This window comes from Thioalkalicoccus limnaeus (genome assembly GCF_041197575.1).
Taxonomy (GTDB): Bacteria; Pseudomonadota; Gammaproteobacteria; order Chromatiales; family Chromatiaceae; genus Thioalkalicoccus; species Thioalkalicoccus limnaeus.
The window spans coordinates 1-26836 of sequence record NZ_JBDKXB010000001.1 but is presented as its reverse complement, the minus strand read 5'-3'; the positions used below and the strand labels follow the sequence as shown (position 1 = coordinate 26836).

General features: G+C 67.0%; 25 protein-coding genes. 16 read left to right on the top strand and 9 right to left on the bottom strand.

Going from position 1 to position 26836, the window contains the following annotated elements:
- Nucleotides 1-2: 2 nt before the first annotated feature.
- From ABC977_RS00125 to ABC977_RS00100, 6 genes are all read left to right on the top strand, one after another.
- Entirely contained in the window at nucleotides 3-3362 is a 3360-nt protein-coding gene (locus ABC977_RS00125) for a GH36-type glycosyl hydrolase domain-containing protein (protein ID WP_369665197.1), read from the top strand.
- A 428-nt stretch (nucleotides 3363-3790) separates the two neighbouring features.
- Entirely contained in the window at nucleotides 3791-4879 is a 1089-nt protein-coding gene (locus tag ABC977_RS00120; RefSeq protein ID WP_369665196.1) for an AI-2E family transporter, read from the top strand.
- Nucleotides 4880-5036: 157 nt separating this feature from the next.
- Nucleotides 5037-5669, top strand: a complete 633-nt coding sequence (locus tag ABC977_RS00115) for an HAD-IC family P-type ATPase (protein WP_369665195.1) — start codon at nucleotides 5037-5039, stop codon at nucleotides 5667-5669.
- Complete coding sequence (locus ABC977_RS00110) at nucleotides 5617-6174, top strand: cation transporting ATPase C-terminal domain-containing protein (RefSeq protein WP_369665194.1); 558 nt, start codon at nucleotides 5617-5619, stop codon at nucleotides 6172-6174. The genes ABC977_RS00115 and ABC977_RS00110 overlap by 53 nt, the downstream gene beginning before the upstream one ends.
- A gap of 235 nt (nucleotides 6175-6409) precedes the next feature.
- A complete protein-coding gene (locus ABC977_RS00105) occupies nucleotides 6410-7750 on the top strand; it encodes a hemolysin family protein (RefSeq protein WP_369665193.1) in 1341 nt (446 codons plus the stop codon).
- On the top strand, nucleotides 7743-9092 hold the full coding sequence (locus ABC977_RS00100) for a hemolysin family protein (RefSeq protein WP_369665192.1): 1350 nt from the start codon (nucleotides 7743-7745) through the stop codon (nucleotides 9090-9092). Before ABC977_RS00105 ends, ABC977_RS00100 begins: the two co-directional genes overlap by 8 nt.
- A 103-nt stretch (nucleotides 9093-9195) precedes the next feature.
- Here ABC977_RS00100 and ABC977_RS00095 read toward each other — a convergent pair whose 3' ends face one another.
- On the bottom strand, nucleotides 9196-9504 hold the full coding sequence (locus ABC977_RS00095; RefSeq protein ID WP_369665191.1) for a hypothetical protein: 309 nt from the start codon (nucleotides 9502-9504) through the stop codon (nucleotides 9196-9198).
- A complete protein-coding gene (locus ABC977_RS00090) occupies nucleotides 9501-10655 on the bottom strand; it encodes a glycosyltransferase (protein ID WP_369665190.1) in 1155 nt (384 codons plus the stop codon). Before ABC977_RS00090 ends, ABC977_RS00095 begins: the two co-directional genes overlap by 4 nt.
- Before the next feature lie 222 nt (nucleotides 10656-10877).
- Here ABC977_RS00090 and ABC977_RS00085 point away from each other — a divergent pair, with 222 nt between their 5' ends.
- The gene (locus tag ABC977_RS00085; RefSeq protein WP_369665189.1) at nucleotides 10878-11222 is read left to right on the top strand and encodes a phenylpyruvate tautomerase MIF-related protein; all 345 of its coding nucleotides are present in this window, start codon (nucleotides 10878-10880) and stop codon (nucleotides 11220-11222) included.
- A 270-nt stretch (nucleotides 11223-11492) separates the two neighbouring features.
- Here ABC977_RS00085 and ABC977_RS00080 read toward each other — a convergent pair whose 3' ends face one another.
- From ABC977_RS00080 to ABC977_RS00070, 3 genes are all read right to left on the bottom strand, one after another.
- Nucleotides 11493-12329 carry a DUF6544 family protein gene (locus ABC977_RS00080; protein WP_369665468.1) on the bottom strand — a complete coding sequence of 279 codons (837 nt, stop codon included), beginning with the start codon at nucleotides 12327-12329 and terminating at the stop codon, nucleotides 11493-11495.
- A 33-nt stretch (nucleotides 12330-12362) separates the two neighbouring features.
- The gene (locus ABC977_RS00075) at nucleotides 12363-13130 is read right to left on the bottom strand and encodes a class I SAM-dependent methyltransferase (protein WP_369665188.1); all 768 of its coding nucleotides are present in this window, start codon (nucleotides 13128-13130) and stop codon (nucleotides 12363-12365) included.
- A 184-nt stretch (nucleotides 13131-13314) separates the two neighbouring features.
- On the bottom strand, nucleotides 13315-14298 hold the full coding sequence (locus ABC977_RS00070) for a magnesium transporter (protein ID WP_369665187.1): 984 nt from the start codon (nucleotides 14296-14298) through the stop codon (nucleotides 13315-13317).
- 499 nt (nucleotides 14299-14797) lie between these two features.
- On the opposite strand from ABC977_RS00070, the gene ABC977_RS00065 reads away from it, so the two are divergent.
- The 9 genes from ABC977_RS00065 to mazG all read left to right on the top strand — a co-directional run bounded on the left by ABC977_RS00065 (nucleotide 14798) and on the right by mazG (nucleotide 23317).
- Complete coding sequence (locus ABC977_RS00065) at nucleotides 14798-15946, top strand: phosphoribosyltransferase domain-containing protein (protein ID WP_369665186.1); 1149 nt, start codon at nucleotides 14798-14800, stop codon at nucleotides 15944-15946.
- Between the two features lie 21 nt (nucleotides 15947-15967).
- Nucleotides 15968-16798: an HAD family hydrolase gene (locus tag ABC977_RS00060; RefSeq protein WP_369665185.1), complete on the top strand. Its 831-nt coding sequence runs from the start codon at nucleotides 15968-15970 to the stop codon at nucleotides 16796-16798.
- The gene (locus tag ABC977_RS00055; protein ID WP_369665184.1) at nucleotides 16795-17901 is read left to right on the top strand and encodes a cysteine protease StiP family protein; all 1107 of its coding nucleotides are present in this window, start codon (nucleotides 16795-16797) and stop codon (nucleotides 17899-17901) included. The genes ABC977_RS00060 and ABC977_RS00055 overlap by 4 nt, the downstream gene beginning before the upstream one ends.
- An 11-nt stretch (nucleotides 17902-17912) precedes the next feature.
- On the top strand, nucleotides 17913-18854 hold the full coding sequence (locus ABC977_RS00050; RefSeq protein WP_369665183.1) for an HpcH/HpaI aldolase/citrate lyase family protein: 942 nt from the start codon (nucleotides 17913-17915) through the stop codon (nucleotides 18852-18854).
- Between the two features lie 189 nt (nucleotides 18855-19043).
- The gene (locus ABC977_RS00045; protein WP_369665182.1) at nucleotides 19044-19238 is read left to right on the top strand and encodes a hypothetical protein; all 195 of its coding nucleotides are present in this window, start codon (nucleotides 19044-19046) and stop codon (nucleotides 19236-19238) included.
- 60 nt (nucleotides 19239-19298) lie between these two features.
- Nucleotides 19299-19973 (top strand): cysteine hydrolase family protein, encoded by a 675-nt coding sequence (locus ABC977_RS00040; protein WP_369665181.1) that lies wholly within the window; start codon nucleotides 19299-19301, stop codon nucleotides 19971-19973.
- Nucleotides 19974-20054: 81 nt separating this feature from the next.
- Entirely contained in the window at nucleotides 20055-21608 is a 1554-nt protein-coding gene (locus ABC977_RS00035; RefSeq protein WP_369665180.1) for a mechanosensitive ion channel family protein, read from the top strand.
- 558 nt (nucleotides 21609-22166) lie between these two features.
- Entirely contained in the window at nucleotides 22167-22508 is a 342-nt protein-coding gene (locus ABC977_RS00030; protein ID WP_369665179.1) for a hypothetical protein, read from the top strand.
- Entirely contained in the window at nucleotides 22505-23317 is an 813-nt protein-coding gene (gene mazG / locus ABC977_RS00025; RefSeq protein ID WP_369665178.1) for a nucleoside triphosphate pyrophosphohydrolase, read from the top strand. The genes ABC977_RS00030 and mazG overlap by 4 nt, the downstream gene beginning before the upstream one ends.
- 214 nt (nucleotides 23318-23531) lie before the next feature.
- On the opposite strand, the gene ABC977_RS00020 is transcribed toward mazG, so the two are convergent.
- The 4 genes from ABC977_RS00020 to ABC977_RS00005 form a co-directional block, all read right to left on the bottom strand.
- The gene (locus tag ABC977_RS00020) at nucleotides 23532-23699 is read right to left on the bottom strand and encodes a hypothetical protein (protein WP_369665177.1); all 168 of its coding nucleotides are present in this window, start codon (nucleotides 23697-23699) and stop codon (nucleotides 23532-23534) included.
- A gap of 88 nt (nucleotides 23700-23787) precedes the next feature.
- Entirely contained in the window at nucleotides 23788-25101 is a 1314-nt protein-coding gene (locus tag ABC977_RS00015) for a cation:proton antiporter (protein WP_369665176.1), read from the bottom strand.
- A 204-nt stretch (nucleotides 25102-25305) separates the two neighbouring features.
- Nucleotides 25306-25737, bottom strand: coding sequence for a host attachment protein (locus tag ABC977_RS00010; RefSeq protein WP_369665175.1), 432 nt, complete (start codon nucleotides 25735-25737; stop codon nucleotides 25306-25308).
- A gap of 180 nt (nucleotides 25738-25917) precedes the next feature.
- Nucleotides 25918-26412, bottom strand: a complete 495-nt coding sequence (locus ABC977_RS00005; RefSeq protein WP_369665174.1) for a DUF308 domain-containing protein — start codon at nucleotides 26410-26412, stop codon at nucleotides 25918-25920.
- Nucleotides 26413-26836: the final 424 nt, after the last annotated feature.

Below are 26836 nucleotides of genomic sequence, written 5' to 3'. Positions count from 1 at the left end.
CGATGACGCCCGCGCCCGAACTCGACCCAAAGGCCCCGGTCCCACGCGCCCATCGCCTGAGCAACGGACGCTACGAGGTCCTGATCTCGGCCTCGGGCGCCGGCCAGTCACGCTGGGGGCGGATCGCGCTGACCCGTTGGCACGACGATCCGGTCCAGGACGATCTCGGCAGCTTTGTGTACCTGCGCGACGACGAGAGCGGGCGATTCTGGTCCGTCGGCCGCCAGCCCACGTTGACCCCTGCCCTGCGCTACCGTGTCCAGGCCTCGCCCGAACGCGTCTTGTTCGAGCGCGAGGACGACGGGATCGCCGCGCGGCTCGAGGTGCGTGTGGCGGCAGGTGCAGACCGTGAGGATCGCTCGCTGCTGCTGATCAATCGCTCCTCGCGTCCGCGCCGGATCGAGATCACCAGCTACCTGGAGGTCGTGCTGTTTGCAGCCGACGCGGACGCCGCCCACCCGGCCCTCGCCAAGTTCTTCGTCGAGACCGAACGGGATCCGCCTACCGGAGCGCTGCTGGCCCGCCGCCGACCGCGCGCCAACAGCGAATCCTGGCCCTGGCTGGTGCATGCCCTTGTCGGGCGAGAGGCGACGGAATGGGAAACCGACCGCATGCAATTCCTGGGGCGCGGGGGCACGCGCTGCCGCCCGGCGGCGCTCACTGGACGACCGGGTCTGAGTGGGACGGTGGGCAGGGTGTTAGACCCGATCCTGAGCCTGCGTACCCGCGTCGAGCTCCCCGTGGGAGGCCGTGCCGAGGTTGCCTTCTCGACCGGCGTCGCGCCACGTCGCGAGGCGGCGTTGGCAATGGTTTCGGCGGCGCGGCTCAGCGAGACGGCCCGACTGCCATCAGCGGTGGCCGGGAGCCTCGGCCGCCGCGCCAGCGCGGCGACCCATTGCGCCGGCCGGACCGACCTGGAGGGTTTCAACGGCTACGGGGGCTTCAGCGCGGACGGACAGGAGTATGTCATCGCCCTGCCTTGGGTGGGCGATGCCCTGCGGCGTCCGCCGCTGCCCTGGATCAATGTGCTAGCCAACGAGCACTTCGGCTTGCTGGTCAGCGAGGTGGGTGCCGGCTTCACCTGGTCGCGGAACAGCCAGGCGAACCGGCTGACCCCTTGGTCGAACGACCCGGTGAGCGATCCGCATGGTGAGGCCCTCTACCTGCGCGACGAGGATTCGGGAGAGGTCTGGTCACCGCTTCCAGGGCCAATGCCGGCGCCGGTCGGCTACGAGACCCGGCACGGGTTCGGTTACAGCCGCTTCCGCTGCGACTACAAGGGCCTGAAGCAGGAAGCTTACCTGTTCGTGCCCCGCTCGGATCCGCTGCGGGTCCTGCGTCTGCGGTTGACCAACAACGAAGGCCGGCCGCGCACCCTGTCCTTGTACGCTTACCAGCGGCTGATAATGGGTGCCCAGCCCACCCACCCGAGTCCGATCCGCACGGATTGGGACCCGGGGCTGAAGGTCCTGACGGCGACCAATACCGGTGCCGGCGCCTTCGCCGGCGCGGCTGTCTTTGGCGCCTTGAGGATCTCCGGGACCAAGGTCATAGACCGTGACCATAGCTGTGACCGCCTGGCCTTCCTCGGCCGCCACGGTGATCCCGCTCGGCCCTGGGCGGTACTCGCCGGCGTGCCCCTGGATGGCTCCACTGGGCTCGGGGTCGACCCCTGTTTCGCTGCGCGCGCTCGCTTCACCCTGGCCCCGGGCGACAGCGCCGAGTGTCTGTGCCTGCTCGGCGAGTGCCTCGAAGCGGATCGGCTCCCGACGCTGCTCGCTCGCTACGGCAACCCAGGCTCGCCCACCCGGGTGCTCGACGAGGTCCGGGCCTTCTGGCGGGAGCTCGTCGGCCGCATTCAGGTCGAGACCCCATCCCCAGCGATCGACCGGATGCTCAACGGGTGGCTCGTGTATCAGGCCATCGCCTGCCGCATCTGGGGCCGGTCAGCCTTCTACCAGTCCGGCGGGGCATACGGGTTCCGCGACCAATTGCAGGATGCGGCCAATCTGGCGACGATCTGGCCCGGGCTCGCTCGCGCCCAGATCCTGCTTCACGCCGCGCATCAGTTCGTCGAGGGTGACGTGCTCCACTGGTGGCACCCTGCGCCATTGGAGTGCGGCCTGCGCACTCGCTTTGCGGACGATCTTCTCTGGCTGCCCTGGGCGACGTGTCACTATCTGCGGGTCACCGGTGATGCCGGGATCCTCACCGAGCGGCAACCGTTCCTCGCTGCTCGGGCGCTCGCACCCGGCGAGGACGAGGCTTATCTCGAGCCTGACCCGAGCGACGAGGAGGGCGACCTCTACGAGCACTGTTGCCGCGCTCTGGACCGCTCGCTCGCCTGCGGCGCCCACGGCCTGCCGCTCATGGGAACGGGCGACTGGAACGACGGCATGAACCGGGTCGGCCGCGAGGGTCGCGGCGAAAGCGTCTGGCTCGGGTTCTTCCTCTACAAGGTCCTCGGTGACTTTCTCCCGCTCTGCGCGGCCCGTGCGGACCACACCCGTCAGGTCCGCTATGGCGCCCACCGAGACGCGCTCCGCTCGGCCCTCGAACGAGCCGGCTGGGACGGTGCCTGGTACCGCCGCGCCTACTACGATGATGGGACCCCGCTTGGCAGCGCCTCGGATGCCGAGTGCCGCATCGACGCCCTCGCCCAGGCCTGGTCGGTGATCTCGGGGGCGGCGCCGCGCGAACGGGCGGAACTCGCGTTGGACGCCGTCGAGGCACACTTGATCGACGACACCACGGGCCTGATCCGGCTGCTGACACCCCCTTTCGTCGACACACCGAGGGACCCGGGCTACATCAAGGGCTATCTCGCCGGGGTTCGCGAGAACGGCGGCCAATACACCCACGCTGCCTGCTGGGTGGTGATGGCCATGGCGCAACTCGGCCGCCGCGAGCGCGCCGCGCATCTGCTGGAACGCTTGAGCCCCATCTGGCACACGGCGACCCCTGAACGGGTCGCGACCTACCGCCTCGAGCCCTACGCGCTGGCTGCCGACCTCTACGGCGCGCCGCCCCACACCGGGCGAGGCGGTTGGAGCTGGTACACGGGGTCGGCCGCCTGGATGTATCAGGTCGGCATCGAGTCGCTCCTGGGGCTGCGGGTCGAAGACGGCCGCATCCTGGTGCTGCGCCCCTGCATCCCGGCGGATTGGCCGGGCTTCCGCCTCAGCTATCGGCTGCCGGACGGGATGACCGACTGCTCGATCCAGGTGGAGAACGGCGGGGGGCAAGGGGTGCCGATTGCTGCGTTCCTCGACGGCATCGCGGTCCAGGTCGTCAACGGCGCCCTGCGGGTGCGGCTCCCGGACTGCGGCGGGAGCTACCGGCTCTGCATTCGTCTCGGCTGAGCCCCTCGACGGCAGCCGGCCACCTTGCGGTCGAGGTTCAATGGGACTTTTCCGGTTACTCCGGTCCCGATTACACTCGCCCTGCCAACCCGCGAGGCCCCGAGGGGGCCGATCAGGCTGCCCGAGGCACGACTTCTGGCGCCATAATCGCAGCCCAGAGCCCGAAGATCCTCGGCGAGTGACGGGTGGATCCGGCGCAACGGTTGGTAGAATAGTGTCTCCGCGAGAAATAAAGGGAGCACACCCTGGATTCGTTTCCCTCGCTAGCTACCTGGTTCGGAGGCCACCACTCGCGTAATACTAAGCATGAAGCGCTTCGAGAGGGTTGTCCGCTCGGCCCTCTCAGAATCCGATCGGATTCCCAGGAGATCCCCTCAGAGAATCTGCTCTCTCTTACCTGCGACAAAAGAACGGTCACTCGCTGACTCATGCGTGAAGCAAGTTTCTCCAAGGCGCTCGGTGGCCGAGTGACCCTCGGCGCCTTTTTGCTGGGGCTCCTGCTCATGAGCTACCAGGTACTGCACCTCTTTCTGGTGCCGGTTGCCTGGGCACTGATCCTGGTCTACGTGACCTGGCCGATTCACCGTCGGCTGCGCTCGCTGCTCCACCCCTACGCCGGGCTCAGCGCCTCCCTGACCACCCTGATCCTCGCCCTGGTGTTCGTCGTCCCGCTCCTCTGGATCATCGTCCTGCTGCGCAGCGAGGTGCCGATGGTCTATGCACAAATCGTAGACAGCATCCACGAAGGGCCAAGTGTGCTGCCTTCATCGCTTGTCGGCCTGCCTTGGGTAGGCCCTGAGCTGGAGCGTCTCCTGTCGCTCGTGGCCGAGGACCCCGACGCACTGGGCGACCAGGTCCTGCAATGGCTCAACCCGCTGCGAGAGGGGGCGCTCCAGCTCCTCGGGGACATCGGGGCAACGGCCATCAAGTTCGGCTTTGCGTTGCTCAGCGCCTTCTTCCTTTATCGGCACGGCGATAGCCTGCTCGACCAGACCCGCCGCCTGCTGCTCAGTCTGCTCGGGGCACGCGCCGAGTCATATCTCGTCGCGATCGGGGACACCACCCGGGCGGTCCTTTACGGACTGGTGCTCACCGCCCTTGCCCAGGGCGCCCTGGCCGGTGTCGGGTATGCCGTGGCCGGGTTCCAGGTCCCGATCTTGCTCGGCGTGCTCACGGCCATCTTCGCGCTGATTCCATTCGGGACGCCGCTGGTGTGGGGTGTGGCGAGCCTGTGGCTCTACCTAACGGGCGAGGTACTCGCGGCGGTGGGTCTTGCGCTTTGGGGGGCTGTGGTGGTCAGTCAGATCGACAACCTGCTTCGTCCCCTGGTGATCAGCAGCGCGACCCGCATACCCTACATCCTGGTGCTGTTCGCCGTGCTCGGTGGCATCGCCGCCTTCGGCCTCGTGGGGCTCTTCCTGGGCCCCATCATCATTGCCGTCCTGCTGGCGGTGTGGCGCGAATGGATCATCGAACAGGCCGCCTCACCTTCGCGCGAAGGGACACCACAGGACTGAGAAGCTGTCGCGGGATAAGCGTCCCATTCCAAGGCCGACTGCTATGCTCAGGGCATGGCCGATGAAAGTGCGCCAAGACGACGGTTCGAGCGCCTGAGGGCTCGCCGGTAACGATCTGTCACTTCCCGCCTGGCACCAGCGAGTGGAACAAGATCGAGTGGTCGACTGCGCGCTGGTGGTCGCCGGCACCGCGAAGGGCTTGGTCACGGCCACCGGTGCCGGAACCGAACACGGCCACATCTCGCAGTTGCTGAGCGAAACGGCCGAGCTGGAGACGCCGCTGACACGCCGGCTGGGCCGCTTGGCGCGCGCCATCACGCTGGGAATCGTGATGGTCGCCGCGTCGATTTTCGGGGTCGGCCTGCTGCGGGACAATCCGCTGGTCGACAGCGCGCTCGCGGCGATCACGCTGGCGGTCGCTTCGATCCCCGAGGGACTGCCAGCCGTGATCACGATCGCTTCCGCCATCGGCGTGCGCAGGATGGCGCGGCGCCAGGCCATCATCCGCCATCTGCCGGCGGTGGAGACGCTCGGCAGCACGACGGTCATCTGCACCGACAAAACGGGCACGCTGACGCGCAACGAGATGACGGTCGCTGCGCTGTGGACGCCAGCCGCAACCATCGAGGTCACCGGGACCGGCTACGCCCCCGAAGGGAAACTGCGCGGCCAGGGCCTCCCGGCGCCCGCCGCCGCGGTGGCGGCGACCGAATTGCTGCGCGCCGCAGTGCTGTGCAATGACGCCGCGCTGGAGACCGACGGCGGCCGCAGCGGGCCTCTTCCTCCATGAGTACTACACGGATCTCGCGGCCGGCACTGCGCCCGAACTCGCCCGCGCAGAATCGCAGACCATCGCGGTCACGACGATCATTCTGTTCCAGTGCGCGTACCTGCTGAACTGCCGGTCGCTGACGGAGAGCGCGTTCCGCATCGGGCTGTTCAGCAACCGCTATGTCTATTTCGGGATCGCCGCCACCCTCGGGTTGCGACTGTGCTTTGTCTATGCGCCGACCCTGAATGCCTTGTTCCATACCCATCCGCTCGACGCGGCCGATTGGATCGCCCCGACGCTGGTCGCGCTGGTCGGGCTGCCGATGCTGTCTCTCGAAAAGCGTCTCTGGTGTCGGCGAGGCAAGTCCGGGCGCGATGGTGCCGCCGCCGGAATTGACGCATCCCGGCTGGCTTGGGAGAAACCGGGTTTGACACGATCAGGATCCGACGTTGCCAACCCCTTGCGGAGACAACGGACACCCTGTAGATTTCTCGCCGTTGGGCACCCGTGCTCGCTTACTTGATGTCTTGATGTCCCGATGACCGCGCTGCCAACGCACCCGCCTCGTCGCCAGCCGACCCTTCCGATCCGCTGCATGCTGCGACACGTCCAGCAGCCCAGACCTGCCCAGACCCGATCGATCCCCCGTCTTGACGGCGAGGCCCAGATTGGCCCGGACCATCACCCATGACCACAGCTGAACCGCGCGTGCTTTCGGTCGCCGTGCGTGCGACCGGTCGCGTCAGGTGCCACCCGCGATGACGCTCACAATCCTCTCCGTTGTCGTTTTTCTGATACTGGTTAACGCTCTCTATGTCGCCGCCGAGTTTGCGGCGGTGGGTGCTCGAACGACCCGCGTTGCGCAACTGGCGACGCAGGGTAACCGTCTGGCCGCGGCGCTCCTGCCGATCTTGCTCGATGTCGGTCGACTGGATCGCTACATCGCCGCCTGCCAGATCGGCATCACGGCCTCGAGTCTGATCCTCGGCGCCTTCGGCCAGGCGACCATCAGCCTGGCCCTGGGGGCCACCCTGATCACCTATGCCGGGTTGGAGCCGGTGGGCGCCTATGCTTTGTCGGCCACCATCACCTTGGTGGTCCTCACCTCGACGCAGGTCGTCCTGGGCGAGCTGATCCCCAAGACGCTAGCGTTGCAGTATCCGGTCCGCACAGCTCTGATCACCTACCTGCCGATGCGCTGGTCACTGGTCCTCCTCGCGCCCTTCATCGATCTGCTCAACGGGAGCGGCCGCTTGGTGCTGCGACGCTTTGGCATCGAGGCGGCCGGCGGCCACCGGCATATCCATTCGCCCCAGGAAATCGATCTCCTGATTCGTGAAAGTCGGGAGGGAGGATTGCTTGAGGGCAAGGACAGCGAGCGCCTGCGCGAAGCGCTCAAGCTGGGTCATCGGCGGGTGCGTCAGATCATGGTGCCGCGCCGGCACATCGCGAGCCTGGACCTCACGGCACCGACCGAGCAGATCCTCGACCAAGCGCGGTCCTCACCGTTCACGCGGCTGCCAGTCCATCGCGGTGGGCTCGAGGAGGTGCGCGGCTACCTCCATATCAAGGACGTCGCGGTGGCGCTTGCCGCCGGCGGCGATCATACCGGGTTGCGATCCCTGGTGCGGCCGCTGCTCATCCTGCCAAGCTCCCTGACCATCGACCGGGCACTCGGCCAGATGCGAGATCGGCGCGCGCGCATCGCCCTGCTGGTTGACGAGTACGGCAACGCCGAGGGACTCATCAGTCTCGAGGACATCCTCCGCGAGCTGCTAGGCAAACTTTCCTATGAGGGCATCGCGAGCCACAGCGTAGCGCCGACGCACGGGCCGGATGGCCGCTGGCGATTGGGCGGGCGTCTGCCGCTCGATGAGGCCCAGGCATGGGCGCAGATTGTCCTGGGTCGACCCTTGGATTCGAGCACCGCCGAGACCCTCGCGGGCTGGGTGATCGAACGCCTCGACACCATCCCGGAAGGGCCGTGCTGCCTCCAGGCGGACGGCTTGCGCGTGGAGATCGAGCGGATGGACGGGGCGGCGATCGGCTCGGTGCTGGTCTGGTTGCCGACCATGACAGAGGGAGGGGTCGATGCCTGAGTTGACGATCGTCTTACTCGTCGTTCTGGTCCTGATCGCTCTCAATGGCCTGTTCGTCGCGGCCGAGTTCGCGATCGTCGGGGCGCCGCGTGCAGTGCTCGCCACGCGTGCCGAGGCGGGCGATAAACGGGCCGGCCGCATTGCGGCCATCCTCGACGACCCCATTCGCCTCGACCGCTATGTGGCGACTGCCCAGCTCGGGATCACCTTCGCCAGTCTGGGCCTTGGGATGTACGGCGAGCACACGCTCGCGCTCTTCATCGAGCAGGGGCTGCTGGCTTTAGGGCTTCCCGAGCTCGGCGCTTTGATCACCGCCCATGGACTGGCCGTCGTGCTGGCGATCCTCGTCATTACCTATCTGCATATCGTCCTTGGCGAGATGGTTCCCAAAGCGCTCGCCCTTGGTTATGCCGTGCCCGTCGCCCTCTGGGTGACGCCGCCGATGCTGGCAATCGGCTTCCTGCTCTACCCTTTGGTGGTTGGACTCAACCGGACGGGCCTATTCCTGCTGCGCGCTGCGGGAGTCGAGCGCGGCCGGAGCCCCGAGCATTACCTCGAAGCCGATGAGCTGGAGTCGATCGCCCGCGAGAGTCGCGCAAGCGGGATGCTCAGCGAGGAGAGCGGGCGGATCTTTCGGGAGCTCGCCGACTTCGGCGAGATCACCGCGGAGCAAGCCATGGTGCCGCGGGTACACACCCGCGGCATCCCGGCTGATGCGAGTGACGAAGTCCTGCGCGAGATCATGCAACGGCATCGTCACACCCGCTATCCCGTTTACACTGGAGACCTCGACCGGATCGTCGGCACGGTCCACATCAAAGATCTGCTGGCGGCGTTGCAGGAGGGCCAAGGACTCTGGGCCGAGATGGTGCGGGAGACCGCCTATATCCCGGAGACGGCGACTTTGGACGATGTGCTGGCGGCGATGGAGCGCACGCGCAACCAGATGATCGTGGTGATGGATGAGCATGGCGGCACCGCCGGTATCCTCACCATCGAGGATATCTGCGCCGAAGCGGTGGGCGATGTCGAGGAAGGGGCAGAGGACATCCCCGACATCCTGCCAATCGGGCGCGACCGCTTTCAGGTACAGGGCATGGTGCGACTGGATACGCTCGGCGCCGCCGTGGGGCGGGAGCTCGAGAACCCGGACGTCGACAGTCTTTCCGGCCTCATTCTCAGCGAGCTCGGGCGCCCCGCCGAGGTTGGCGACAAGGTCCGCTGGCAGGGGCTGCTGTTCGAGGTCAGCAGTTTGCACGGACGTGGCGTGCGTGAGGCCATCGTCAGCCCCGATCCGCAAGCGGCGGGGGCGGTCGAGGCACCAATCGACGCCTCCGAGTGATGCCCGGCTGCGGGCCACTGGAGTGGCCACGAACCGCCGCCAGCGCCGCGCGCCAGGAGCGACTAGCGAGCGGCCTCCAGGCGGGCCATTCGGGGCGCCTCGCTCAACCCGGCGGCCCCATTCTCGCCCGTTCCATCCGGCGTCCGTCAAGGATCTGCAGCACCCCGAAACCGACCAGGCCGCCGATGACTAACGCAAGGAAGGGGACCGTGGCGGGCTCTTCCGCGAGCCCGAAACCCAGCAGGCCGACGCCGACGGCAAGCTCCGGCAAACCATAGACCGCCTGGTCCCGACCGATCGGTCGCGCGGATTCGTTAGTCTTTGGTGTGCGAACGAATTCACTCGGACGACCGACCAGGGCCTCGAAGGCCGCGCGTGCATTGGAGAGCAGGAGCCCACTGGTGAGGATCAACGCGGCCAAAATCTCCGGGAGGGCACGAATGCGCAAGGGCGGATCGACAGCCGCGACGAGAAACGCACCCGTCCCGAGAACCCCGAGCATCGAGGCTGTGATGCCGACGATGGCGAGCACGGGACCCGCGGTCGCCCCCCCGGCGACATAGAGGAGGCCGAGCAGCAGACAGAGAAGCCCCACCAGAAAGACGAGCGGCTGAACGAGCTGCAGCGAGACCGCAACTTTGTGCCACCAAGGCAGTAAGCTACTGGCCCACACGGACGGCAGAAGCTTGATGAAGCACTGAACGAACCCCTTGGTCCAGCGAAACTGCTGGGCACGCCAGGCTCGGGGCGAGCTGGGCAGAGCACACCTGGTACCTTCAGCTCGGGAAGATAGGCGGCGCGCCAGCCCATCAGGTGGGCTCTGAGGCTCAGATCGAGATCTTCGGTCAGCGTGTCGCCCTGCCAGCCCCCCGCGTCCTCGATCGCCGCGCGGCGCCAGACGCCGCAGGTTCCGTTGAAGGGGACGGGCAGCCCAAGGCGGGCGCGCGCCACCTGCTCGACCCGGAAATGCCCGTCGAGCAGCCACGCCTGGACACGAGTCAGCAGCGTCTCCTCGGCGTTGAGGTGGGTCCAACGCGCCTGGACCAGGGCGAGCCGAGACTCGCCGAGCAAGATTGGGACGGTGCGCCGCAGGAAATCCGCCGGCGGGATGAAGTCCGCATCGAAGATCGCGACGAAGGGGGCGTCGGAGCGGTCGAGTCCAGCGGCGAGGGCGCCGGCCTTGAACGCTGTGCGCTGAGTCCGGTGCATGAGCTCGACGCTGAGGCCTGCGCCCTTCCAATGCTCGACAGCGGCACAGCTCAAGGCCAGGGAGCCGTCGGTGCTGTAATCGAGCACCCGGACCTCGAGGTGCTCACGCGGCCAGTCGAGCGACGCGACGGCCGTTAGTACACGATCGACGAGCTCGCCCTCGTTGTAGAGCGGGAGTTGGATCAGGACGTCCGGCGTCCGCGCAACCCCAGCGTCGGCGAGTGGCCGTACGGCCCCGTCCCGCACCAGCAAAAGCCGCGCCGCTGTAAGCATGATGAGGTTGAGCGATAGGGCACCAAGTATCACCAGGCCTATGATGAGCGCGAACTCAGCCGCGGATTCTACCGCTGCCATGAGTGCAACTCCTGCGGTGGGGATCGGAGGTCAGAAGACTTCGCCGGGCGGCGAGAATAACCTGGGCTTACACTGAAAGCGAATCTACGGTCTTCGTCATTCAGTCTGCCGGCGGGCTGACGAGTCCCGCCATCCGTGACCCGGTGAGCAGCCGGGGCGCGCCTGACGTATCATCTCTTGCGTCACTTCCAGCGTCCACCGCACCGCGAGGAACAGAGAGCCATGCCCACGCTCCGCCTGCTGACTAACGCCACCGTCGCGCCCGAGACCCGCCCGGAGCTCCTCGCGAGCGCCTCCAAACGGGTCGCCGAGTTGCTCGGCAAGCCCGAATCCTACGTGCTGGTGATCTTGGAGGCCGGCGCCGATCTCCTGTTCGGCGGCAACGACGAACCCGCGGCCTACGTCGAGCTCAAGAGCATCGGCCTGCCCGAATCGCGCACCGCCGAGTTCGCGCGGGCGCTGTGCGGCTGGCTTGGTGACGCTTTGAAGATCGATCCACAGCGCGTCTACATCGAGTTCTCCTCACCGCCCCGGCACCTTTTCGGCTGGAACAACGCCACCTTCTGAGTGGCGGACAGACGGCGACTTGGCCGAGCACCGTGTCGATCCCGCGCCGGCCCCAGACGGGTGGACACCGCGCGTCATGTCGACATCGACACGGGCGAGCCGCGCCTTGACCTCCGCGGCCAGCGCCGTCACCTGCTCGCCGAGTCGTGCATCGCGTTGGGCGCGCGGCGCAACGAGCGCCTCAGATCCGGCGCTTGCGTCGAATGACTCGCCCGTGAACACACCCTGGTCGGCAACAATGGCTATCTCCACCACCCTCGGGTCATACCATTAGGTCACGCGCGTGAGGTGGGCACGAAAGAACGGGGCATACTCCGGCGTACCGTAATGGTGGCCGACCTCCATCGCGACCGGGATCGAGAAACCCTGATGGGTCGCGTGCGCCAGCATCCGGCCGCCGAACGGCTGCAGCCGATAGGTCCGATCCCGGTTCACATCCGACCAGCGCTGCGTGCTCATCTCCAAGACCCGGCCGGAGGCGTCGAGGACCAGATGGATCGGCTCGACCCCGGGGACCCGCGGAAACCGGATCTCGGCCCGGTCCGGGCCCGTCTGCGTCCACAGCGCCCCGTGCTGCGGCAAGAGCGCGGCCGGCACCCACACCGTCTCCATCACCAGTCGGGCCGCGGCGGCACGGGCATGATCCTCGCTGTCGGCACAGCGCGCCACCGGCAGGATCTCCCACAACCAGAACCGGGTCCAGCTCGTCCGGCCGCCCCGATAGCCATCCGAGCCGGAAAAGCGGACCCACCCCGAGCCGGCCCGCGCGCGCCAGACGAAGCCATGCGGCGGAGCCAGGACCTGATCGGCTTGCATCGGCAGCTCACGGCCATTCAGGATCAGCGCGCCGGCCATCTCGAGCTCGACGACCCGATGCAAGGGTGTTCCCGGCGCGATCGCGGTCGCGAAGTAGCGCCGCGCGATCTCCGGCAGGTCGGCGACCATGGCCGGATCGTAGGTCTCGGGTGCCGTTTCGCGTTCGGCCAGCAAGGCGTCCCAGACCACCTGCGCACGGCGAGCGTCCCGCGCACTGCGCCACAGGCCCGTCGCGATCCCCGCGACAGCCCCGATCAGGAGCAGCCACCCAGCTATCGTCAGCAGGACCATCGCATCCACCGTCGGCACCTTGGGCGCTTCGGCCTAGCGGAGGGGACGGCGTGCGATGAAGAACTCATAAGCATAGTAGTCGGAGTAGCGCCGATGCATCTCGGGCTCCTGCGCGATCTGATCCAGTATCGCGAGGGCTTCGTCATCCTGATCGTAGTGGCCGCGCAGCGCCCGGATGCGCTCTTGCATCGGCGTGTAGAAGTCGGACCACCAGGCCTCGTCCGGCAAGGTGAAGCGACCGAGATGCTCGAGTCCGCTGTCTTTGATGGCCGCCACGATATCCTCGGCCCAGCCCATACCCGGGTAGTCCGATTCGAAGCTTGCCCGAACCTCGGGCGGCGGGTTCTCCTTGCGCCACACGGCGTCGGTGAAGGCCAGGTAGCCACCGGGACGCAGCAGGCCATGACAAGTCCCCAGCGCGTTGGCGATTCCGATGTTGTAGAGCGCGCCTTCGGACCAGATCAGGTCGAAGCTCGCCGGCGGCAACCCTGGCCTGACCATATCGGCGACGATCGCGCTGACCTGGTGGTCAAGCCCTCGTTCCGCGATCGCCGCCTTAAGACGTGCGATACTCGGGGCGTGCTGGTCGAGCGCGAGGATCGGACCGGTCGTCAGCATGGCCAGATCGAGCGTTTGCCCCCCGACGCCGCAACCCAGGTCCAGGATGGCCGGCGATGGCGGCATAGACCGGCAATAACCGAGCGCTCGTTCCATGCCTGTGCGATTGCCGGGCCCCTGCCTGGGTAGGGCCTCGTAGACCTCGAAGAAGATCGCCCAAAAGCGCGGGTGGGGCTCGTTCATGTCCACATGATCTCGCCGCTGAAAACACCATGATAGCGGAATCCTCGGGTCGACGATCACCGCTGCCCGGCTGCGGCCGGATCCCCAGGGACGGTTTGGACGGCAGATCCCTTCTGCTCACGCCTCGTCGTCCTCGTCTTCCTCGCTCGCCGGACGAGGGGTGGATTCGCGCATCGCCCGACCATTACATCAGCGCCGTCGCAATACCAAAGTAGATGAGGATCGAGAGCAGATCCTGAACCACGGTGGCCAGCGGCCCGCTGCCGAAGGCCGGGTCTCTACCGGACATGCTCAGCAGCCACGGCAGAAGCATCGCCACGAGGGTCGCCGTTGAACAGGCCGCGGACACCGAGAGTGCCACGATCAAAGCAACGTCCAGATCATGCCAGAGCAGGTAAACCAGAGGCCCGGCGGTCATGCCCAATGCGAGTCCTATCGCGAGGCCGGCGGCCAGCTCGCGAGCCACCATCCGCCGAAGCGGAACCCCTACCGACAGACCGCGCACGACCACGGTCTCGGTCTGCGTACCCACGGCATCCGCCAGGTACACGATGCCAGGTATGAAGAACACGAGAATGAGCATCTGCTGAAGCTGCTCCTCGAAGCGGGCGACGAAACCAGCCGCCACGAAAGCGCCCGCGAGCCCGACGAGGAGCCATGGCAGTCTGTGCCGGAAGCGACGGGGAACCGGCTCGAGACTCGCGGTGCGGACCGCCGCGGTGTCCTTCATGAACCCACCGATCCGCGTGAGGTCCTCGTCATGCTCGGCGAGGAGAATGGCGAGCAGCCTGTCGGGCGGGATCACTCCCTGGAATCGACCGCTGGCATCGACGAGCACCAGTGCCGCCTCCCGATGCCGCACCGCTCGCCAGGCGGCGACCTCCTGATCGACGCCGGGTGCGACCACCGGAGGCTCTCGATCCATCAGGTCGCCGATGAGTTGGCGGGGCGGGGCCGCGAGCAAGGCTTCCAGCCGCACGATGCCCCGGAATAGGCCCTGGTCCTCGACAACGACGAGGTTCGCGGTGTCGAAGTCCCCGCCCATCAACTCGGCTCGTACATCGGCTACCAGGCTCGCGGGCGATGCGATCGGCACCCTGCTCGTCGCATGTGCCGCAGCGATCTCGAAGTTGATCGGCTCGGCCGAGAGTCCAGCGTCGTTCGCCATGCGTGCCACATCCTCCAGGTTATTGATTTCCCGACCTCGTCGCGGCAAAGACACCGGTTACCCGGCGCCCGTTGCACCGATTCCAGCCTCCGGCCTCCCCCCATCGGGCTCCGCACTGGTCCTGTTCCCATGCGCCGACGAGCGGGCCAGACCCCCGATGGCCTCGTCCGAATCCCCGCTACCGTTGCTCGCGAATTCGCGCCAGCCCGATTCGCAGACCCGGGGGCCGCGATCACCGTCTCGAGGCGATCGATGCGCAGAGCTTGATGATCGCATGATAGCCAAAACCCTCGCCCGCTCCCCGTGAAGCCCCTCGGTGGCTCGCGCCTCCGTTGCCGCTCATCTTGAAACAACCAGGGGTTGCGGTAAGATCACGGCCCGCTCGCTGCGTCTCCTGGAGAACCGAGGTCATGCCCGCCTTCCAATGTGAAACTCGCGCCTTCCGCCGTTGGTCGCCGGCGCCGCGGTGCCTTTGCCGGATTCGGCGTTAGCCTCGCGCGTGGCCCACTATCGGATCGACCTCGCCTGTGGGCAGCTCGAGCTGCGCACGGTCCGCGAAGCGCAGCCCTTGTCCGAACTGCTTGGCTTCGCCACTCGCCAGAACCCGCGACGGGGATTCCTGTTCGTCTCGCGCGTGCTGGGCAAGCATGTCCCCTGCGCACCGGCGGTCATGCGCGACACCTACGAACGGCTGGCCGATGGGCTGGGCGAGGCCGATGGCCCACTGCTCGTGGTCGGCCTGGCCGAGACCGCGACCGGCCTTGGTGGCGGCATCGCCGATACGCTGGCCCGGCGCGGGCGCGACGACCTGTTGTTTCAACACACGACGCGCCATTGGCTCGATGCGCCGGTGCTGCTGCGCTTCGACGAAGCGCACAGCCATGCACCGGACCACATCCTCTATGCCCCGGCCGCGGGCCTCGCGGCGCGCTACCGGGCAACACGGACGCTGGTGCTGATCGATGACGAGATCACGACCGGCCGCACGCTCGCACGCCTGGGCGCGGCGCTCGCGGCGCACCTGCCAGAGCTGACCGGGATCGGCTTCGTGAGCCTGGTCAATTGGCTCGATCCAGGCGCCCGCGCCCGCTTGGCTGCGGACCTGCCGGTGCCGCTTCGCTTCGTGAGCCTGATCGACGGAACTTTCGACTTCCGGCCGCGCCCCGGTTTCGTGCCGACGCCCCCGCCGGGCACGAACGCTCGGCGGGCACCGGCCCAGCCGGCGCGCGCCGACCTGGGGCGGCGTGGCTGGGCGATGGCGGGATGCCGTCATTCGTGGGCAGACGCCGCGGCGACCCTCGCCGAAGCACTGACCGCTCGCGGCCAACGGTCGGTCAACGTCATCGGCACCGGCGAGCTCGCCTTTCCGCCGTTTCGGCTCGCCGAGGAACTGGCCCGGCTCGGTCTCGACGTACTCTTCCAGGGGACCACACGCTCGCCGATCCTGGCCGGCGGCGCGATCGCGGCCTCGTTGCATTTTCTCGACGAACACGGCGAGGGCGTGCAGAATTACCTGCACAACCCGCCGTCCGACGGACGCCGGCCGATCCTCGCCTACGAGTCCGCAGCGCAGGCCGCCGCCCATCCATTGCCGCGCCAGTTGGACGCGCTGGTCTGGATCCCGCCGGACTTTGCCGAACCAGGCTAATCGACCACACCAGGCAAGACCATGCTGCCAGCCGAAACCGTGACTTGGCTCGATGGCCGGACCAGCGTCACCGGCGACCATCCCGGCGATTTCCCGTCATCCCTTGACCCAGCACCCGCGATGCCGCCACCGAACGCCTACCTGTTCGTCGACCTCGACGACTCGCTGCTCCAGACGCGCGAGAAATGCCCCACCGGCCCGCTGACCCTGGCGGCGCACGATCGCGACGGCCAACCCCTGTCCTTTCATACGCCGGCCCAGGCGACCCTGCTCGGGCTGCTCGAGGGCGTCCCGCTGATCCCGGTCACCGGGCGCAACCTGACCGCGTTGCGCCGCGTCGTGTCGCCGCGCTTCGCCAGTTATCGGATCACCAGCCACGGGGCACTGGTGCTCGGCCCCGACGAGCGCCCGTTGCCGAGCTGGGAAACCCAGATCGACGCGCAGGCGGCCGTCTGGGGCCCGCGTCTTTCGGCCGTCGCCGCGGTGGCCGAGGACGCGATCCGCGAGGCGGGGGTCGCGGTGCGCGCGCGCGTGATCGAGGACCTCGGGTTCCCGGTGTACCTGTCGCTGAAGGGGCCGGAGGCCGACCTGCTGGCGCTCGCCGAACGGCTGGCACCGCACTGGCCCGATGGCCGGCTGCACCACAATCACCACAATCTGGCGCTGTTGCCGCCGTACGCCGACAAGGCCGCTGCGGTGCGCCATCTGATCGACGCGATCACAAGCATCAGCCCGGTGCCACCGTTGTTCATCGGCCTCGGCGACAGCCTGACCGACCTGCCGTTCCTCAGGCTGTGCAATTTCGCGCTGGTGCCGCGCGACTCGCAGATCCAGCGGCACACTTGGCGATGACCGCGACCTACCTCGCGCGCGTCGGCCGAGACCCGATCACCGGCTCCTATGCGGCCGAGGACTGCCAGTTCCTGCTGACGCCGCTGCCGCCGCGCTTCGTCACGGTCGCCGACAAGGAACGCGCGATCCAGCGCGAGGGCCGTCACTACAGCGAGATGATCAGCCGCGAGGCCGCCCCGGACGCCGAATACCTCGAACTCTTTCGCCGCCTGACCGAACGCTACCGCGACCGTCTGGCCGGCGAGATCCTGACGCTGGCCGCGCACATCGCCGCGAGCCGCGCCGCGCCGCTGACGCTGGTGTCGCTCGCGCGCGCCGGCACGCCGGTCGGCGCGCTGCTCCAACGCGCGCTGACGCACCGGCTTGGGCGGCCCGCCCGCCATTACTCGATCTCGATCATCCGTGACCGCGGACTCGACACCAATGCCTTGCGCTACCTGCTGCGCACGGCCGGACGGGATCCGGCCGGCCTGGTGTTCGTCGATGCCTGGACGGCCAAGGGCGTCATCACCGGCGAACTCAAGGCCGCACTCGCCGCGTGGAACCGGCGCGAGCCCGAACAGCTCGACGACCGCCTCCATGTGATCGCCGACATCGGCGGCTGCGCCGATGTCACCGCGACCTACGACGACTACGCGATCCCATCGGGGATCCTGAACGCGACCGTCTCCGGGCTCGTGTCGCGGACCATCCTGAACGCCGAGATCGCGCCCGATCAGTTCCATGGCTGCGTGCTCTACGACGAGCTGCGCCCGCACGACCTGACCGGCTGGTTCCTCGACCAGATCACGGGCGCACTGCCCGACGGGGTTCCCGGCACGCTACCGCCGAGCCAGCGGGCCGCGCGCGCCGCACGCACCGCCGAGTGCCTGGCCCACTGGCGGCAGCGCTATCGCATCGCCGATCCGAACTACATCAAACCAGGGGTCGCCGAGGCGACCCGGGTCCTGCTGCGGCGCGTGCCGGCGCGCCTGATCCTGCGCGACCCGGAGCACCCGGACGTCGCCCATCTACGCTGGCTCGCGGGCCGCAAGCAAGTCCCGGTCGAGATCGATCCAGCGATCCCGTTCAACGCCGCCGCCTTCATTCGGATCGAACACTAGGGGTTCTCGCCGTGGACGGATCGCTCAATGAGTTGGACAGCCTGCCGGGCGCCGCGCCCGGTGAGGCGCGGGGGCCCGAGCCGCTGCGCTACCTGGCGCTCGGGGCAACCCTCTACCTGCCGGCGACCCGCGCCGATCTGGCCGCGGTGCTGAACCGCGAGGCCCTGCCAGGCCTGCGCTCGGTCATCGTCTGCACCGAGGATGCGGTGCACGAACGGGATCTGGCGCAGGCCCTCGACAACCTGCGCCGGGTCCTGCCGCGGCTCGCACCGGCCGCCGTGCGGCGCTTCGTCCGGCCGCGCAACCCCGAGGTCCTCGCCCGGATCATGACCTTCGCTGGGATCGAACGGCTCGATGGCCTGGTGCTGCCGAAGGTCGACGAGGCGAGCCTGCCGCGCTATGCCGAGGCCGCAGCCGGGCGTCCTGGCCTGTGGCTGATGCCGACCCTCGAGACCGAGATCGTCTTCTCGCGCACCCGGCTCGAACGCCTGATCGATCCGCTGCAAGGTCTCGCGAACCCGATTTTGTGCCTGCGCATCGGCGGCAACGACATCCTGCACCGGCTCGGTCTCAAGCGGCCCAAGCGCGTGACCCTCTACGAGACACCATTGCGGACCATCGTCCACGACCTGATCGTCACCTTCCGGCCGGCGGGCTTCGAGCTCGCGGCCCCGGTCTTCGAGCACCTCGACAGCCCGCGGGTCCTGCGCGCCGAGGTCCGGCTCGACCTGCTTCACGGCCTCTGGTCCAAGACCGCGATCCATCCGACCCAGGTCCCGACCATCGAGGACGAATATCGCGTGCCATCCGCGGACCTGGATCTGGCCCACGGCATCCTCGCCCCCGACGCCCCGGCCGTCTTCCAGTCCCACGGCCAGATGGTCGAACCCAGCACCCACTCGCACTGGGCCGAGCGGGTGCTGGAACGCGCCGCGATCTTCGGGGCTGTTTGAGCAGCACCGGAGACGGCTGGGCTCCGAGCTCGATCGCCCAGGGTAGGCCCTCGTTCCTCGGGCCGACCCTGGGCTGTGTAACTGAGCCCCTTTGGGGCTACGCCGTTTGCATCCGACCCGCCAAGCCTCGGAGCTTATGGGCGCCAGGCACCATGAAAACCGAGCGGCGAGGAGCTGGCGGATGGCCTCGTGCCGCGAAAGGCCCTGGCGCTGCAGGCGCGGCAGCGACAGCGTCACGGACGCGACCTGCTCGGTGAGCCGGTTCTCGACGATGACCTGGACGCTGGCATCGACCGTGGCGTCGGCTCGCGTGATCGGTGCGGCGCGGTGACATGCCTCGACAAGGGCGATGCGCGCCGGCTGATCGCGCGCCGGTCGGGATGACCGCGGGACGGGAATCTGGCAAAGTCAGGGTCAGGTCCACGTTGCCTGGAGAACCTCTCGATGACCTGGAAGACCGCCCACCGCTCCTTCTACTACCAGGGCGCCCCGGCCCCCGAGGATCCGGTCTTGGAGCCTGCCGCGACGGCGCTGCTGTGCATCGATGTGCAGAACTACGGCCTGGTTCTGCACGATGACCCCGCCGAACGCGCGCGCTGGGCGCCGTTCCACGAACGCATGCGCGGCACCCTGATCCCGCGCCTGCGTGGCTTGCAGCAGAGTTTCCGCAGCGCCGGCATCGACGTGATCCATGCCCGCATCGCCTGCCTGCTCGCCGACGGTCGCGATCGCTCATTGAGCCAGAAGATGCCGGGTTGGAACAACCTGCTGATGCCCCTGGACACCCCCGCGTCCCAGATCATCCCGGAGCTCGCGCCGGCCCCCGGCGAGATCGTCGTCACCAAGACGACCGACAGCGCGCTGACCGGTACCAATCTGCGCCTGATGCTGGCGAATATGGGCATCCGCAACGTCGTGGTCGCCGGCATCTACACCGATCAGTGCGTGTCCTCGACCGTGCGCAGCCTCGCCGACGAGAGTTTCCGTGTCATCCTGGTCGAGGACTGCTGTGCCGCCGGAACCGATGAACTGCATCGCGCGGAGATCGCGATCCTCAACATGATCTACTGCCACGTGATGACCAGCGACGAGCTCCGCGCGCTGATGGGTCTCGCCTGAAAGAACCGCGGCGGGGCGTGAATCGCGCTTCGCTCCTCGATCGCGACGAGCTGTCGGTGTGGTCGAGCAACGATCGGGGGAATGACGGTGGTGATGACCCTGCTCGAGAACCTGGCACGAGAGCACTGGCCGATCCTGCTCGGCGGATCTGTCCTGTTTCCCGCCTGGCGCTTGGGTGACCGACTGCGCCGGGGCCGCGTGGTTGCCCGGCGATTCCCGTTCGTCATCGCCGTCGGCGATCTGATCCTGCTGCCATTGTCCGTGGTCGTGGTCGGCGTGTCGCTCGAGGCCGCGGCCGCGACACTGAGGTCGATCGAACCCACGGGCGAGATTCGAACGATCGCGCTCATCAGCGCCTACCTGATCGCCTCCTGGCTACTCGCGCGCCTGATCGAGGTCCTGCTGCTGGCCAAGGCCGACGACGAACTGTCGGAGCGCGTGCCCAAACTGGTCGTCGGCCTCATCTATGTCGCGATGATGCTGTTCGGTCTCGGGCTCTTCCTGTGGCAACAGGGGTACTCGTTCACCGGCATCTGGGTCTCGACCGGGGTGGCCGCCGCGGTATTGGGCCTGGCCCTGCAACGGACGCTCGGCGACCTGTTCTCCGGCATCGCGCTCGGGATCGAGCGACCGTTCAAACTCGGCGACTGGCTCGAGCTCCGCGACGGCACCGTCGGCCAGGTGGTCGACATCAACTGGCGCGCGACGCGCCTGCGCGGTTGGGACAACGCGACCCATGTCGTGCCGAATGCGCAGATGGCCGGCCAAGCCTTCAAGAACCTGTACGACCATCAACACCTGTTCGCGCCTTGGTATTTCATCAAGGTGCCGGCCGAGGTCGACCCGCGCTTCGCCACGTCGCTGATCCTCGAGGCCGCGATGCGTTGCGAGAGCGTGCTCAAGATGCCGCCGCCAGTCGTGCGCCTCGCCGACGCAAGCTCGGTGCCTTACAGCTACATGGTCTGGGTACACCTGAAGAACTACCCGGCGGTGTTTCGCGGCCGTGAGGAGCTCTTTCGCGAGATCCACTGGGCGCTGCAACGGGCCGGCATCGGCCTCGCCCCGGAGGTTCACGAGCTGCGGACGCGCCGCGCCGACCTGGTGCGCGCCGAACCGCCATCGATCCGTCTAGCCCTGAAGGAGCTCGATGTCGCGGGCCTCCTGACCGGCGAAGAGCTCGACCAGATCGCGCAACGCAGCGCCTACCAGCACTTCGATACCAGCCATGTGATCCTGGCCGAAGGCGCCCAGAGCGACGCCTTCTACGTGGTCGTCGGCGGCTTGGTCGAGGCCGCGATCCGTCTGCCCGACCACTCGCGAACCGTGACCGAAGTCCTCGGGCCGGGCCATCATTTCGGCATCACCTCGATGCTGACGACCGACCCCTCGTTCCTGGAATTCCGCGCCAAGAGCGACGTGACGCTGATTCGCGTCGATCTGGACTGCATGCGAACCCTGTTGAAGGCCCGCCCGGAACTCGCGGAACGGCTGGCCGTCATCGTCAAAGAACGGCTCGACGCGGTCGACGCCGCGCGCCACGCGAGCCGCCAGCCGATCAAGCGCTTGACGCTGCGTGATATCCGTCTGCGGATCGAGGGTTTGATCGGGCGTCGGGCGCCGAAGGGCCTACCCTAGCGAAACGCCGAGCGATTGGCCGTCCTGGCCAACGGTCGGCACGGGCTTCCGCCCCGCACGAGAAGCGCTGAATCGTTCAGCGCTGGCCTAGCCGCTCGACTCGACTCATCGTGAGTGTTCCGGGGTTGAATGCGGCAGAGGTCGGCGGCTCAGGTATCAATCGTCCCGAAAGCCATCGGAGGCGGTCCGCGGCGACCGTCGGCGGGAGGGATCCCGCCGTCGAGCTGACACGGACGTCCTTGCAGCCTGTCGCAGCGAGCCGTCTCCGATGACTGTTGCAACCCTCGATACAAGCGATGACCTCGGCGAGCGGCGAGCCGGGGTCGCGGTGGCGTGTCGGCCTCGGGACCCACCAAGGGTAACCCTATGGCCAGGTAGGGTGACCCGAATCCATTGGTCGCCGCATGCGGCTTTGGTTACCATGGGCGCGATGTTGCAAACACCGGAATCAGGTCTCCGCTCCTTTGACGGGGCAGGACCCCGCCGTCGCCTCACCGCCCGATGCCCCGCGGGCATCGAGCGCGTGTATCGCGCCGCTCGACCACTGAGAACCGACGAATGCGCTTGGTGCTGATCCTGCTGTTGGCCCTCTGGGGCACCAGTGCCGTGCTGGCCGCCGCGCACACGGGCGGCAAGGGGTCCGCGGCCCAGATCACGGCCGCCTATCTGCTGCTCTGGCCGGTGCTGGCGCTGATCCTGTTCTTCAACGAGCCGGTGCCTCTGTGGCTGATCCTGCCCACAACATTCGGGGCGCTGCCCTGGCTGCTGGCCTTTGCGCACCTCAAGCGGGTTCTCAGAGACCCTGGCCAGGCACGCTTTGGGCCGCTCGGCGGCGTGCGGCTCCTCTATTGGGTTCTGGGCGCCGGCATCGCATTCGTGATCGGACTGATACTCGAATGAGCGCCGATCGCACGCTCGCGGACCTGTTAGCGATCATGGCGCGCCTGCGCGATCCCGAGAACGGCTGTCCCTGGGACCTCGAGCAGACCTTCCGAACGATCCTGCGCTACACGTTGGAAGAGGCCTACGAGGTGGCCGAGGCCATCGATCACGACGACATGGACGCGTTGCGCGAGGAGCTCGGGGATCTGCTCTTCCAGGTCGTCTTTCATGCGCGCCTGGCCGAGGAGCGTGGGCAATTCGACTTCGACGATGTGGTCGTGACGATCCGCGACAAGATGATTCGGCGTCATCCCCATGTGTTCACCGACAGCGGCCCGGCCACCGAGGCCGAAATCCGTGACAACTGGGAACGGATCAAGGCCGCCGAACGGGCACACAAACCCGCCCCGGGGGCCGGTCTGCTCGACGGCATCGCCCGCGCACTGCCGGCCTTGGTCCGCGCCGAGAAATTGCAGAAACGGGCGTCCGGGGTCGGCTTCGACTGGGACCAGATCGACGGCGTGTTCGACAAGGTCACCGAGGAACTCGACGAATACCGCGCGAGCCTCGCGGAGTCCGTCCCCGCCAGCGAGCGAACACATGAAGTCGGCGATCTCCTGTTCGCCTGCGTGAACCTCGCCCGGCACATGGGGGTCGATGCCGAACAGGCCCTACGCGCGGCCAATCATCGCTTCGAGCAGCGCTTCGCCCATATCGAGGCCGGCCTGCGACAGCAGGGCCGTCGACCCGATCGCACCGAGCGCGCCGAGATGGAACGTCTCTGGCAGGAGGCCAAGACCAATCAGGACCGCGCGGACGACCCGTGAATCAAGGACCGCTTGGAAGACCAAGGTGCGCCGGCGCTGCACCCACCCAGACGCGGGGTCGTCGGTCGCGTGGAGAGGTCGGCTCAGCACCTGACCTCACCCGACGAGGGCATCCCCTATTCTGGTTCTGCCGACTATGTCCAGGACAGGCTGCGGTAAAACGAACGCTTGAGGGCTTCGGCCGACAGGATGTAGCCCACCACGATCAGTCCCGTCACCGACAGGAACAGCCATGGCAATGGCGCAAAACCGACGCGACGACGAAACAGGGCAACACGGCTAGCAAAGAATTCTGAATGCCGATCGCCGCGAGCATCACCCAGAGTGTGAGGGCATCGAGCAGGAACACGCAGAGGTGCAGCAGGGTGATTCTGGCAGTCAACTGCCGGCCATCAGCCAGGGCAAGTTATGGCGGGCCGATGCCGCTTCGGCGCACGACTTTGGCGATGCCCATTGACCACGCGAGGCCCTCACTGGCTTGCTCCTGATCCATCCGACCATCCCTTCGTGGTGGACGGGTCAGATCCCGCCTCCGCCAAGTCCGGCTTCGCGCGGTTCGAGATCGCCTGCACGACAGGACCCAGGGTGAGACCCTGAACCACAATCGAGAACACCACGACCACGTAGGTCACAGCCACCAGGGTGTCACGAACCTCCCCGGCAGGCAGCGATAGGGCCAAGGCCACGGACACCCCGCCACGCAGACCGCCCCAGGTCAGGAGGGTCACTACACCCGGTGAAAAGCGACGGAAGCGGCGCATCATGCCGATCGGAAGACCGACGCTGATCAGTCGCGCAAGCAGGACCAGCGGGATGGCCAGGAGTCCGGCCGCCAGGTATTGACCGGTGAAGTTGAGAATCAGAACCTCCAGGCCGATCATCACGAAGAGGACGGCATTCAGGATTTCGTCCACCAACTCCCAGAAGGTCTTGAGTTGATCGCGACCGCGCGAGGACATGGCCAGGCTCCGGGCGTGGTGGCCGACCAGGAGGCCAGCGACGACGACGGCGATAGGCGCTGACAGGTGCAGCCGGTCCGCCAGTGAAAATACGCTGGCGGCAACTGCCAGCGTGATCAACACCACGGCCTTGGAGTCTTCGACTCGGCGCAACAACTGGTTGGCTAGCCAACCGATCAGCGCACCCAGGGCGAGGGCACCCAGAACCTCCTTGACGAAGAGTCCAACCACCTCTCGCAACTCGATCGCCTGCCCGCTGGCGGCGATCCCCAACAGAATCAGAAAGGACACGATGGCGATGCCGTCGTTGAACAGGGATTCACCGGTGATCTTGGTTTCGATCGACTTGGGCGCTCCGGCGCCTTTCAGGATACCCAGAACAGCGATGGGATCGGTCGGGGCGATCAGCGCACCGAAGATCAGGCAATAGATGAGCGGGACATCGAGCCCGATCAATGCAAAGAGCCCCCAAGATCCCAACCCGACCAGGATGGTCGCGCCGATGACGCTGGCGCTGGCCAAAATGCCGATGATCCACCGCTGCTTGGCCAGATCTTCCAGCTTGACTTGCAAGGCGCCTGCAAACAGCAGCAGGCCAAGCATCCCGTGCAACACGGCGTCGTCGAAATGGATGCTCAGCGACAGTTCCCGCATCTGATCCTCGAGACCAGGCGCCACGGGCTTCAGCGCCAGCAGACCCAGTGACATCAGCAGCGAGATCAACATCAGTGCGATGGTGGTCGGAAGGCGAAGATGGCGCTGATTGAACCAACTGAAGAGCGCGGAGAGGGACAGCAGGATCGCGATGATGTCGATCAGGCGCATGGGTTAGTCATCCTGTGCACGGCGCCCTGAAACGAGGCCGGCATCAGAATCGCCTCGGCCTACAGGCAGCGGCAACACCACGAACCGCACAGCGATGCTAATCGTTGGGACAGCCGTCAAGGGTCTGACAGCGGCTCAGGGTATCGGAGGTTGCGCCGCGGGCGGCGCAACACGGACGGATTCGGCACACCGAGGTTCTAACCGCTAAAGGCGAGCGAGCTGTGACTGGATTTCCGCTGCGTCCTCCCGCGTAAGGTCCTTGACGACCTCGCCTTTCACGGTTTCCGAGAGGGGAACGCTCATCTGATCGCGCAGCAATCCCAGAAAGTGGGGCGGAGCGACGACGTATAGCGCATCGAATCGCTTCTCGTAGCGTCCGGAGGCGAGCCGTTCGACGACCGCCTTCGCGAAACGCACTGCGACCTGTTCCTTTGCGTCAACAGCGGTTTGGGTGGCATGACGTTGCCCACCGACCCTGTCGAACACGCGCCCCGGCTTGTCGCTCTCGATCTCCTGCGTCAACAGACGCTCCTCCGGATTCGATAGATCAAGTATCTCCTCCAGTGGCTTCCGCGGTCCGCTCGTCTCGAACAGGCGAGCGCGTGTAGCGCTCGCCACGATGACCCAGGTCTTCATCTTCGTCACCTGTCTTGGCCAACATGGTTGCCTTGCGCCCGGCCGGTCCCACAACGACTCGGCGCACCCTTCACAACAATGATAGTACGCGCTGGAATTTCAGTTGCGGAGCAGAAAACGCCGCGTTGCCGCGGATAAAACCTTGCAGACAAGGGATGCCTTTTCGTCTCGCCAAGCCGGTCAGAGGACATAATCCGCCTCGCGCCACTGGTGAAAGCCCACATTGATCAAGGCGATGCCGAGCAGCAGGCTCAGCAGAACGGCGGAGCCGAACGCCCCTGTCATGATGAGGAGGGCGCCGAGCACGATGCTCGCCCAAAGCCCGAGCTTGCGCAGCAGCGGCGGGTTGATCAGGTCCGCGTCGCGCAGCGCCGTCAATCCGGTGACACCGCTCAGGATAAGACCGCCACCCAAGAGCACGGCGACCAGCCAAAGGGCGAGCTCCGGCCAAAGCAGGACGACCGCACCGACGACGATCTGCGCCCAGGGGCCGAACACGCTGACCGCGATCCCCTGCTTGCGTATATCGCTCACGAAGAGCAAAGCAACGACCCCACCAGCCAGCATCAAGCCACCGAGGGCCATCACTGCGACGGTGCCGAACAAGTAGGGGAGAAGGATCGCAGCCACCCCCAACAAGATCGAAACAATACCCAAGAGCTTTGTGGAATTCACGCGTCACCTACCTCGAACCGATCGAGTCACTTGGTCAGCGCCTGATCGATGAAGGGAACCTTGATACCCAAAACGGCATTGGCCGCACCCCTGCGCGGCCTGGGTGAGGCCCGCGTTGCCGGCCCTGCTGGGAACCTACTATGATGAGGATCACCGAGCGCCACGGGCAACTGGCCCCAGAGAACTTGCGCACCCCCATCACCCTCCTCGAAGGCACTGTGCCACGATCTGGGCACGCGAGCGGGCGGAAAGCGGGTCTCCGCTCTTCGGGAATCGTACGAAGGATTTTCGACGCTTGCTCGCACGACTGGTTGTTCATGCTGGCGGCATTGAGGCCTGGCGGGCGTGGCGCAAGAGCCAGTCGGTCAGCGCCGGCTTGCCGCAGTCGAAGCCTTCCAGCCGGTGCTGCGCGGCCAGCGCCGGG

What these genes read in the sequence shown, in the direction of transcription:
- ABC977_RS00035 (WP_369665180.1), top strand. Translation starts at nt 20,055, where the DNA reads ATGACGGTGGTGATGACCCTGCTCGAGAACCTGGCACGAGAGCACTGG.
- ABC977_RS00040 (WP_369665181.1), top strand. Translation starts at nt 19,299, where the DNA reads ATGACCTGGAAGACCGCCCACCGCTCCTTCTACTACCAGGGCGCCCCG.
- ABC977_RS00075 (WP_369665188.1), bottom strand. Translation starts at nt 13,130, where the DNA reads ATGAACGAGCCCCACCCGCGCTTTTGGGCGATCTTCTTCGAGGTCTAC.
- ABC977_RS00090 (WP_369665190.1), bottom strand. Translation starts at nt 10,655, where the DNA reads ATGGCAGCGGTAGAATCCGCGGCTGAGTTCGCGCTCATCATAGGCCTG.
- ABC977_RS00085 (WP_369665189.1), top strand. Translation starts at nt 10,878, where the DNA reads ATGCCCACGCTCCGCCTGCTGACTAACGCCACCGTCGCGCCCGAGACC.
- ABC977_RS00030 (WP_369665179.1), top strand. Translation starts at nt 22,167, where the DNA reads ATGCGCTTGGTGCTGATCCTGCTGTTGGCCCTCTGGGGCACCAGTGCC.
- ABC977_RS00080 (WP_369665468.1), bottom strand. Translation starts at nt 12,329, where the DNA reads ATGGTCCTGCTGACGATAGCTGGGTGGCTGCTCCTGATCGGGGCTGTC.
- ABC977_RS00055 (WP_369665184.1), top strand. Translation starts at nt 16,795, where the DNA reads ATGACCGCGACCTACCTCGCGCGCGTCGGCCGAGACCCGATCACCGGC.
- mazG (WP_369665178.1), top strand. Translation starts at nt 22,505, where the DNA reads ATGAGCGCCGATCGCACGCTCGCGGACCTGTTAGCGATCATGGCGCGC.
- ABC977_RS00100 (WP_369665192.1), top strand. Translation starts at nt 7,743, where the DNA reads ATGCCTGAGTTGACGATCGTCTTACTCGTCGTTCTGGTCCTGATCGCT.
- ABC977_RS00125 (WP_369665197.1), top strand. Translation starts at nt 3, where the DNA reads ATGACGCCCGCGCCCGAACTCGACCCAAAGGCCCCGGTCCCACGCGCC.
- ABC977_RS00120 (WP_369665196.1), top strand. Translation starts at nt 3,791, where the DNA reads ATGCGTGAAGCAAGTTTCTCCAAGGCGCTCGGTGGCCGAGTGACCCTC.
- ABC977_RS00010 (WP_369665175.1), bottom strand. Translation starts at nt 25,737, where the DNA reads ATGAAGACCTGGGTCATCGTGGCGAGCGCTACACGCGCTCGCCTGTTC.
- ABC977_RS00070 (WP_369665187.1), bottom strand. Translation starts at nt 14,298, where the DNA reads ATGGCGAACGACGCTGGACTCTCGGCCGAGCCGATCAACTTCGAGATC.
- ABC977_RS00105 (WP_369665193.1), top strand. Translation starts at nt 6,410, where the DNA reads ATGACGCTCACAATCCTCTCCGTTGTCGTTTTTCTGATACTGGTTAAC.
- ABC977_RS00015 (WP_369665176.1), bottom strand. Translation starts at nt 25,101, where the DNA reads ATGCGCCTGATCGACATCATCGCGATCCTGCTGTCCCTCTCCGCGCTC.
- ABC977_RS00060 (WP_369665185.1), top strand. Translation starts at nt 15,968, where the DNA reads ATGCTGCCAGCCGAAACCGTGACTTGGCTCGATGGCCGGACCAGCGTC.
- ABC977_RS00110 (WP_369665194.1), top strand. Translation starts at nt 5,617, where the DNA reads ATGACGCCGCGCTGGAGACCGACGGCGGCCGCAGCGGGCCTCTTCCTC.